8 protein-coding genes are annotated in these 9,798 nt (G+C 32.4%); 3 read left to right on the top strand and 5 right to left on the bottom strand.

Features of this window, described 5'->3' with window-relative positions:
• Window positions 1-446: 446 nt before the first annotated feature.
• The 3 genes from HKP48_RS10510 to HKP48_RS12300 form a co-directional block, all read right to left on the bottom strand.
• Window positions 447-1,163, bottom strand: a complete 717-nt coding sequence (locus HKP48_RS10510) for a DUF6503 family protein (RefSeq protein ID WP_296345610.1) — start codon at window positions 1,161-1,163, stop codon at window positions 447-449.
• 104 nt (window positions 1,164-1,267) lie between these two features.
• The gene (locus HKP48_RS12295) at window positions 1,268-1,462 is read right to left on the bottom strand and encodes a hypothetical protein (protein WP_363928613.1); all 195 of its coding nucleotides are present in this window, start codon (window positions 1,460-1,462) and stop codon (window positions 1,268-1,270) included.
• Window positions 1,431-1,790, bottom strand: a complete 360-nt coding sequence (locus HKP48_RS12300) for a hypothetical protein (RefSeq protein WP_363928614.1) — start codon at window positions 1,788-1,790, stop codon at window positions 1,431-1,433. Before HKP48_RS12300 ends, HKP48_RS12295 begins: the two co-directional genes overlap by 32 nt.
• Before the next feature lie 554 nt (window positions 1,791-2,344).
• Between HKP48_RS12300 and HKP48_RS10520 the strand changes: the two genes are divergently transcribed.
• Together HKP48_RS10520 and chrA are read left to right on the top strand one after the other, a co-directional pair.
• Window positions 2,345-4,093, top strand: a complete 1,749-nt coding sequence (locus HKP48_RS10520) for a Na/Pi cotransporter family protein (RefSeq protein ID WP_296345612.1) — start codon at window positions 2,345-2,347, stop codon at window positions 4,091-4,093.
• A gap of 15 nt (window positions 4,094-4,108) precedes the next feature.
• Entirely contained in the window at window positions 4,109-5,236 is a 1,128-nt protein-coding gene (chrA, locus tag HKP48_RS10525; RefSeq protein WP_296345614.1) for a chromate efflux transporter, read from the top strand.
• Window positions 5,237-5,284: 48 nt separating this feature from the next.
• On the opposite strand, the gene HKP48_RS10530 is transcribed toward chrA, so the two are convergent.
• Together HKP48_RS10530 and HKP48_RS10535 are read right to left on the bottom strand one after the other, a co-directional pair.
• Entirely contained in the window at window positions 5,285-7,594 is a 2,310-nt protein-coding gene (locus HKP48_RS10530) for an inorganic phosphate transporter (protein ID WP_296345616.1), read from the bottom strand.
• A 78-nt stretch (window positions 7,595-7,672) separates the two neighbouring features.
• On the bottom strand, window positions 7,673-8,878 hold the full coding sequence (locus tag HKP48_RS10535) for a porin (protein ID WP_296345618.1): 1,206 nt from the start codon (window positions 8,876-8,878) through the stop codon (window positions 7,673-7,675).
• Window positions 8,879-9,255: 377 nt separating this feature from the next.
• Between HKP48_RS10535 and HKP48_RS10540 the strand changes: the two genes are divergently transcribed.
• The gene (locus tag HKP48_RS10540; protein ID WP_296345620.1) at window positions 9,256-9,624 is read left to right on the top strand and encodes a nicotinic acid mononucleotide adenyltransferase; all 369 of its coding nucleotides are present in this window, start codon (window positions 9,256-9,258) and stop codon (window positions 9,622-9,624) included.
• The last annotated feature ends 174 nt before the right edge of the window (window positions 9,625-9,798 follow it).

Raw genomic sequence — 9,798 nt, forward strand, 5'->3', positions numbered from 1 at the left:
AATAGACTTTGCAAGCCTCATCATTTGGAAATTCTTTTATAAAGTTTAGTATATCTTGTCCTTCAAATTGTTCCATTATCCTAATTTTATTGACTTAAATGTACGGAAATTAAATGACTAACTCAAAAAACTTTATTGTATGTACGCTAACTATCATAAGCTAAAAACAAACCTTATTTTCTGTATTTTCGAGCGACAGTCGAGAAATATAAGTCGCATTATCAAAACTATAAAAATAATAAATATCTTAACTGGTTTTTTAAATGCTGGTAATGTAATTGAGACTCTATAGATTGTTGTCTTAACTGTATTTTTTTCATTTTTAGAATATTCAATTAAGTAAGTTGTCTGTACTGAACCTATTATCATATAGATAAATGGCACTCTGGCAATTAAATAAGACATGAAATTTTGAATATTCATTGCGTCTTCTGACCTCTGAACTTTTAGTTACCTAAAGTATCAGTCCCCAAGTATTTATCATCCTTATTATAATACCAAGCACGTATTTTAGGCATTTTAATACCATTTACGGTTTCTTCTTCAGATAATAGAATATATTCACCAGAACCTGGTTTTACCTTGCCATTATCGTCAGTTTTATAAAACTGGTAGATTTCCATAGCATAGGTTTCTGGGTTAAAGTAGAAGTACCAAACATCTGTGCCAACTTTTGCATCGTAAGTGGCTTTTAAAACCAAATAGTCTCTATCTTTAAAGGTTTTGCGTTCTACTTTTGGGTCTATATGAGTACCCTTGTCTTTAAGTTTCATGGGCAATCCGTACAAATAGGTATAATAATTTTTGTACATGCTAGCACGCTCGCAGGTCATATTTTTTGCCTTAGCTTCAGCACCGTTTAATTCTTTTTCATTATATAATAGTGAGCAGATATCCTTATCAACAGTATAGGTTTGTGACGTTTTATCTCTTTGTGAGGTAACACTAAAAAATTCAGCAAGCAAATTTATAGTGATATCACTAACTCGTGGACTCTGATTTGGTGTGGTCATGGTGACTTTAAAATTACCAGAAAATTCAGACCAACTACCACTAGGGTCGTGATAGTTAATAGCTTTATCGAGTAATTGTAAGGCAGAAGGATTTTGACTCAGACAAACTAGTGTAAAACAAAGCGAAAGATAGGTTAAAACAGATTTCATAAGGTTTGTGTTTTCTGCAAATTACAATTTATCAAATAAAAAAGCATCCAATGCCGAATTCTACGGGAGGATGCTTTTATTATTATAAATGGGAGATTTACAACTTACTTTGTTTCCATCAAAGCAAAAAACTTGTCTATATTAGGCATGAGTATACTACGTGTTCTACGATTTTCACGTGTGGTATTATCAACCAAGGGTTGGTAACTACAACGGCCAGAAGCAATAATTTTTTCTGGTGCTACATCATATTTGTTTTGTAACTTTCTAACAACCGAAGTTGCTCTCAATATACTCAAATCCCAGTTGTCTGTAATTTTTTTGTATTGATTGTTCTAGAATTGGTATGTCCTTCGACCATAACATCTTATCAGAAATAGCAATCATCACTACGGTTTTGTTAATATCAACAGAGATATCTTCATCTTCGTTTAAACCACTAATATTCATAGCTTTTGATAAGTTATACTCCATGGCAAAGTTGATCGAATCTTTAAGTGTTTTTGCACCAGTCAGTTTGGAAGGGTCGACATTTTGCAATGTTTGACGCATTAAGCTTTTACTATAATCTGATGCGACTGAACCATCTTCTGAAATTTGAAGTCGAGATGCATTTTCTATGCTCAATCTCTCAACATTTTCATTAAGCGATTGAATTTTAAGATTATACTCATCGACTCGTGCTTTGATTTTTGTAAACTTACCTTCTAAGTCTTCTTTTTCTACTCTTGTTTTAGTAAGCTTACCTGTAAGTTCTCCGTTTCTTTGTTCTTAAGCTGCATACTTTTTCTTTGAGACACATGCGCATAATAAAATGACTGAAACTAAAAGGAATGAAATTTTCTTCATGTTGTAGTTTTTAATCTAATTTTATATATGGCGAAAGGCCTTTTTTGGATGTTATAAAGCAATTAAAATTTTGAATTTTTTGATTTCACTTTGCATTTTAATAGCATTATAGTACTTTAATGGTATTAAGTTAATTGATTATCCTTTTTTAATCATAAATTGAAAAATTTAATGATTTCTCTGTCATTTCGAGCGTGGTCACAGAGCGTAGTCGAAGTGTAGTCGAGAAATATAAAGTATTGTTTTACAAGGTGTTTCGACCACGCTCAATGTGACAGAATGAGTTTGAAATTTTAATTATTACTCATTACGGACATTCAAATTAAGTTATCATGGAATACGGTTTTACAAACTTATTACAACTTTTAGGAGCACTCGGAGTCTTTCTTTTTGGAATGAAAGTTATGAGCGATGCTTTATTGTTATTGGCTGGAAATAAAATGCGTACCATTTTGGCTTCCATGACTTCTAATAGAGTTTATGGGATATTGACCGGATTTTTTATCACTTCAGTTATTCAGTCATCCTCCGCAACTACCCTAATGGTCGTTAGTTTTTCTAATGCAGGGTTACTAACGCTTGTAGAATCGATAGGTGTTATAATGGGTGCTAATATAGGAACAACTATTACGGCTTGGCTCATTACAATTTTAGGTTTTAAAGTAAGTATGAGCGCTATAGCTCTACCTTTAGTAGGTCTAGGTTTTGGTTTAACGTTCTTAAAGAAAGAGCGTTTTAAAAATATTGGAAATTTTGTAGTTGGTTTTGCTGTTTTATTCATTGGGCTTCAGTTCTTGAAGGAGACTATGCCAGATGTAAAGAATAATCCAGAGCTATTGGCTTTTTTGTCTAAGTATGCAGATTTAGGCTTTTTATCGGTATTACTTTTTTTATTCATCGGAACGGTTTTAACTGTAATCGTACAATCCTCTAGTGCTACTATGGCATTAACTTTAATAATGACTGCTCAAGGATGGATACCTTTTGAGTTAGCCGCGGCAATGGTCTTAGGAGAAAATGTTGGGACAACCATAACGGCAAATTTAGCGGCCATTATAGGTAATCACAAAGCGAAACAAACGGCAAGGGCGCATCTTATTTTTAATCTTATTGGTGTTGTTTGGATGCTGATTCTTTTTTATCCTTTTTTACAAATGGTAAGCAGGATATCTGTCTATTTTGGTTCGGTTTCACCCTATGTTAGCGCAATGGCTATTCCAGTTGCTATATCCATATTTCATACCACCTTTAATATTGCTAATACATTTTTATTAGTATGGTTTGTAAAGCCTATAGCTAAAATAGTGGAGCGTTTTGTTCCAGAAAAAGTAGATATTGAAACTGCTATTGACGAACCAAAATTTTTAAAAGAACAGGTTTTAAAATATCCTGAAACAGCTTTGTTAGCTTTATCTAAAGAGTCTAAAAGATTGTTTAAGAATTCCGTTTTTGAAATTGTATCTCATGCACTTCATATTCATCGTACTGATATTAAGTCTGACGAAAAAATGAAGAAAGTCATCAAAAAGTCACATGTACTTTTTGATGCTAACGTCAGGGATTTATATACGAAGCGAGTCAAAAATATCTATGGCGAAATAATTAGATATGCCTCTCTAACTCAAAACAAGTTTACACTTACAGAGCAGCAAAATAAGGAAGTGACTGAGCTTAAAGCTGCAAATCGGAAAATGGTAGAAATTCTAAAAGCAGTCTTGGAGCTAAGCCGAAACGTGTCTATGTATCTAAACGCAGATAATAAATTTATTAAAAAGGAATATGATAAACTTCGTAAGCGAACTGCTAAAGTCCTTAGAGTTATTCACTTGTTTAGAACAGAAGATGATAATCTTGAATACCACAAAAAATTAATGGCAATGAAAGCGGCACTAAAAACAAATAAGCAAGTCAATGATATAGCCATTGATAATTTGATTAGGAAAGAGCGTATTACAACGGATATGGCTTCCTCTTTATTTAATGATTATGACAATGTCAATGATATAGCAGACAAACTTATCGATGTAGCAGATTTACTCTATGTCAAAAAGGATACGCTTTTAGGAAATGGGGATTTTTAAAGCTCAAATTTTTTTATGAATACGAAATTATTAGAGGTCGCTCAAGTATTTTTTAAATTGGGTTGTTTCGCTTTTGGCGGACCAGCTGCTCACATAGCAATGATGGAAGATGAAATCATTGAGAAGCGAAAGTGGATGACTCGTGACTATTTTCTAGATCTTATTGGTACTACAAATTTGATTCCAGGACCGAATTCTACAGAAATGACCATGCATTGTGGTTATGAAAGGGCTGGCAAGGCAGGTCTTTTTGTCGCTGGAATAGCTTTTATATTTCCAGCTACGCTTATCACGGCTATTTTAGCTTATATGTATGTTAAGTACGGTCAGCTTCCAGAAGTAGAACCATTTATTTATGGTATTAAACCTGCGGTTTTGGCCATTATAGCTTCTGCTATTTTTAAGCTAGGTAAAAAAGCGATAAAAAGTACAGAACTCATTATTATTGGTCTATTGGTATTGATAGCAAGTTTGTTAGGTGTTAACGAAGTTGTAGCTTTATTGGTTGCAGGTCTTTTAGGTATGTGGTATTTCTACTTAAAGAATAAAGTAACAACAGATATCAAAAGCATTGCACCTTTTTTTCTTTTATTTGGATTAAACGCAACGGTCACAAAAGTTACAGCTGTAAAGCTTTTTTTGATTTTTCTTAAAGTGGGAGCTATACTCTATGGTAGCGGCTATGTATTATTTGCCTACTTAGATGCAGAACTTGTTACAAGAGGTCTGTTAACTAGACCAGAGCTTATTGATGCTATTGCTATTGGACAGTTTACACCTGGGCCTGTATTATCTACTTCAACTTTTATAGGGTATCAACTTTCTGGATTTGCAGGAGCTTTAGCAGCTACTGCAGGTATTTTTCTGCCATCTTTTTTGTTTGTATTGGTGTTAAATCCATTTATACCTAAAATGCGAAAATCAAAAATTCTCAGAGGTTTTCTGGATTCGGTTAATGTGGCAGCAGTAGCTGTAATGTTGGCGGTACTCTTTGTAATGAGCAAAGAAACGTTAGTCGAATGGCAAAGTATTATTATTGCGCTATTAGCTGCTTTATTAACTTTTAAAACAAAGGTAGGTACCATTTGGACGATTGTTATTGGTGCAGTTTTAGGGTTCTTACTTCTTACTTTAAGTAATTAAAAAAGCCATTACTGAAAAGTAATGGCTTAGGTTAACTAATAATATAAATTATTTCGTTTCTTTAGAAGCATCTGGGCTTTCAACAATTTCTTCTACTACGTTAATTGTAGCAGGTTCTACAGAACTATCAAATGAATCATGATATTCTTCTAATAGACTCATTGTTGACTTAATTAAATCTTTAGTCTCTAATAACAGACTAAAGTATAGTGTGGTATTTTTAGGACTAGATTCTTCTGTTCTCGTACGTTTAACTTGTTCTTTAATTTTATCCTTAACAAGTTTATACACCTCAGTTCTTTCGTCTAAAATAGCACCAATTTTTTCAAAAGATTCTGATTTGAACGCAGTTCGAGTATCTTCAAATAATATTTCTAATTTATCATCTATTTCTTTTAGCTCTTTGATTTGGCTGAACTTAAGTTTTTTATGATTATTATTAACGTGCTTGTGACTAACTTTGGTTATATATTCTAATGACTGCGTCATGTCTTGTAGATAGCCTAAAATATTAATGTAGAAATCACTAGCGCCTACACTAGACTCATCTAAGTTTTTAATAAAATAGAAGACATTATCACGTAATTCGTCTACTTCGTCAGATAACTTGACAACTTGTTTTTTACTCTTTTTAAGTAAGTCTAAATCTTGTTTTGCTAATCCAACAATTGCATTAGAGTAAATTCTATTAGTACGTTTTACAAGATTAGCCATATTGTTAGCGCTCTCAAGAATAACACCTTGTAAAGAACTACTTTCAGCTTTCTTTAAGCTGTCTTCGTCAATTGTTTTATTTGATTTTTTTTGATGAGACTTGTAGTTTCTGTATAATAAAATAACTGTTAACAATAACATTATTGGAATTACAACGCTTGGGTTCCAGTTAATTAAAAAGACTACGATACCAGCAGCAACGAATGCGCCGATAGCAGTACCAAACCATCCACCAATAACATTAAGTACACCAGCAACTCTATATACGGCACTTTCTCTACCCCAAGCACGATCTGCAAGTGATGTACCCATAGCAACCATAAATGTTACATAAGTAGTAGATAATGGTAATTTCATCGAAGTTGCAATAGCAATTAACACACCAGCTACCATAAGATTTACAGAAGCTCTAATCATATCAAATGCAGGAGCATCGATACTCTGGTCTTTTGTTAACGTAAAGTTGGGTTTGTCAAAGCTAGATCCAATTCTCTTTTGTACAGAGTCTGGTATAATAACACTAAAGTAGCTTGATAATTGAGATGTTCCTTTTACAATTGCTCGAGAGATTCTGTTAGGTTCAAATTTTTCATGTGTTTCTCCTTGACGAGATAAACTTAATTCAGTTTCAGCAACTGTTTTTGCTTTTTTAGAAAACCAAAGTGTTAATACCATAATTGCACCTGCAATAAATAACAGTAATGGCTCAGCAGGAACTTTTTTATCTAAAACATCCATAGTCATAGTAACATCCATTCCTCCAGCAATCCATGCTTCGTATGAATGATATGCTGCCATTGGTACACCAATAAAGTTAACTAAATCATTACCAGAAAACGCTAATGCCAATCCAAAAGTACCAATTGCAATAACAACGAGTAAAACAGTTTTTTTGGTAAGTTTTTCAAATATAAATGAAAATAATGTCCAGAAAATAAAACTTCCTAAAACGATGTAACCCTCGTTGCCTTCTAATGCACTTTTAAGTTCTTTATAGTAAGGAGTCCCTTTAAGACCTTTAAGAAATATAAAATAGGTAATCGCAGTGAGTGCAACACCACCAAAAATTATTCCGAAGTTTTTTATTTTTTTCTCATAGTTAAATGTGAAAATCAGTCTTGAAACCCATTGAACAAATGCACCAACAGAGAAAGCAATTACTACAGATAGTAGAATGCCAGATATAATTTCTACTGCTTTTTTTGTATTTATATACGTTCCTAAATCTGATAAGGTTTGAGAGTCTGTGTGATTAATTTTTATTAAAGACATCACTACAGCAGCACCTAATAAGTTAAAAACAATCGATACTGTTGTCGATGTTGGTAACCCGAGTGTATTAAAGAAATCTAAGAGTAATATATCTGTAATCATCACAGCCATGAAAATGAGCATGATTTCCCCAAATTCAAATTCAGCTGGGATAAATATTCCCTTACGAGCGACTTCCATCATTCCGCTAGAAAAAACGGCTCCAATAAAAATACCTAGACTTGCTACTATCATTATAGTTCTTAGCGATATTACTTTAGATCCAATAGCAGAGTTTAAGAAATTAATAGCATCATTACTAACACCTACTACAATATCAGCGACTGCTAATACTGTAATGGCAATCAACATAAATAAATAAATATTATCCATAGTTTTTTTGTTTAAAAAGGAGTGCAAATATCGGTATTATTTACACAGAAAAAGTTACCTAATTGTTATGTTTTATGATTAAAAATGAATATCAAATCCTAATCTAAAAGTAATGTTGTCTTCATTACCATCAATACTAGTGTAGCTTATATCTGATTGTACTTTTAGCTTATGACCTACAACAAATTTATTAAAACCTAGTGTGTATTGTCTTTCTGGGTCACGATTGGTTATAGATTCATAATTAGTTGCTGTGAAACGACCAGCAATTTCGTAGTTGCTTTTAAATAAGTAACCTGCTTGTAAATTTAAAGCATTACCTGTTAAAACAACATCTCCTGTTGGAGTAACACCATCAGCTTCAGTTGCAATTTCATTAGTAGCTGTTCTTTTGGCATACTCTCCCATAAAAGAAAAACCGTTATACTTAAACATAGCATCAGCAAAAACTGTGGTTTGGTCAGTTTCGTATAGAGTACCGTCAGTTCTTAACATGTAATCTCCTGCAAAACCTCTTTCTCTTACAGCGTTTTGGTTATAATTATAAGTGAAACCTACCATAAGTTTAGGCGTTTCTTCGCGCTTCAAATCAGACTGAGAATAATCACCCTTTGATATAAAAGTTCCGAATGGTAAGAATTCTAAACGCGCTGTATATTGTAAACCACCTTCATTTCCTTCTGTGACATTACGTCCTTCACCTTGAGAAAGTGATAGTTTTTCTCGCATTAAGAAATTACCACCTAAGTTAGTTTTATGACGCAATTGTATACCCAAATCACGATCTATGTTAAAACGACTATTAAGTAATGAACGATCAACCAATTGCATATTCGCAGAAGAAACAACACGTTCTACATTACCAGGTAATTTTGTTTGTCCTGCCCATAACTCCCAGTTACCAGAAAAATTCCACATAATTACTGCATCTAAAATATAACGTGGTGTATTTCTATTAAAATCATTTGCTCCCGAAATATCACGGTTTGATAAGCCAAGCTCTATTTTATATTTCAATTTTGGACTGTAAGCAAATCCATCAAACTTTAAACGCGCACGTCTAACTATAAAGTTGTGATCCGGGCTTCCGTATTGGTCTCCATCATAATCCCATGAGGAATTGGAGCGAACTTGAAAACGTGGCGCAAATTTAACGCTAAAAGAACTGTCTTTAGCAGTGAAGTTAATTAAACCTTTACCAAATTTAGTGTCACTAATTTCTTGTGCATTAAGCGAAGTAATTGCCATTAATACAATAGCAACTAAAGTAAATTTAAATTTCATTATAATTATTAATTTTTGTCGCTGCAAAGAACTTATATATTTCAAATACAAATGTTTCTTTACTGTTAAGTTTTTACACAAAAAAACTGCCTTTGCCAAAGGCAGTAATTAGAATTCATGATAATTAGTCGACAAAAACTAATAGATTATACGAAACTAATATCTCTTATAAGATAAGGCTAAATTACAAGAGATACTTAATCTCATCGCAATCTTAATATTAAGTAATCATTAAACATAATATTTATAAAAATAGAGCGCAAGTAATTGAATATAAAATAATTAACTCTTAATGTAAATTTAATGTTAATAAATTGTTGCTTAAGTATTATCAAATCTTTATATTTGATACTATTAATAATCAATACCCATTAATCATGAATAAAAAAATTTTAGTCTTATTCGCATTTTTCATTGGTATGGTTTCTTTTGCTCAGCAAGAGAGAGAATTAAAAGTTAACGAAGACACTAACTTAATAGATGTTATTTATTATCATGACAATGGAGTAATTAGCCAAACAGGCTCTTATACTCTAGATGGTAAATTACATGGTAAGTGGTTAAGTTTTGATAGTAATGGAAAAAAGAATGTAGCAGCGAATTATGATAATGGGCAAAAGGTCGGCAAATGGTTTTATTGGTCTAATAAAACTTTAAAAGAAGTAGATTATACAAAGAATATTATTGTTAGTATTTCTGATTGGCAAAAGGATACCAAAACATCTGTTGCTATTAGAAATAAATAGAGAACAATATTTAAAATTATTGTTGTCCGATAAAAAATCCCTCAATAATTGAGGGATTTTTCGTATATAGCTGTATTAACTTTCAAATAATATAGCTATGAGTAAAAGTAATCATTTTTTCGGACAGCCGATATTCAGTCAGATGATAAATTTGATTGATTCTTCTATTGTATC

The organism is Winogradskyella sp., assembly GCF_013042245.1.
GTDB lineage: Bacteria > Bacteroidota > Bacteroidia > Flavobacteriales > Flavobacteriaceae > Winogradskyella.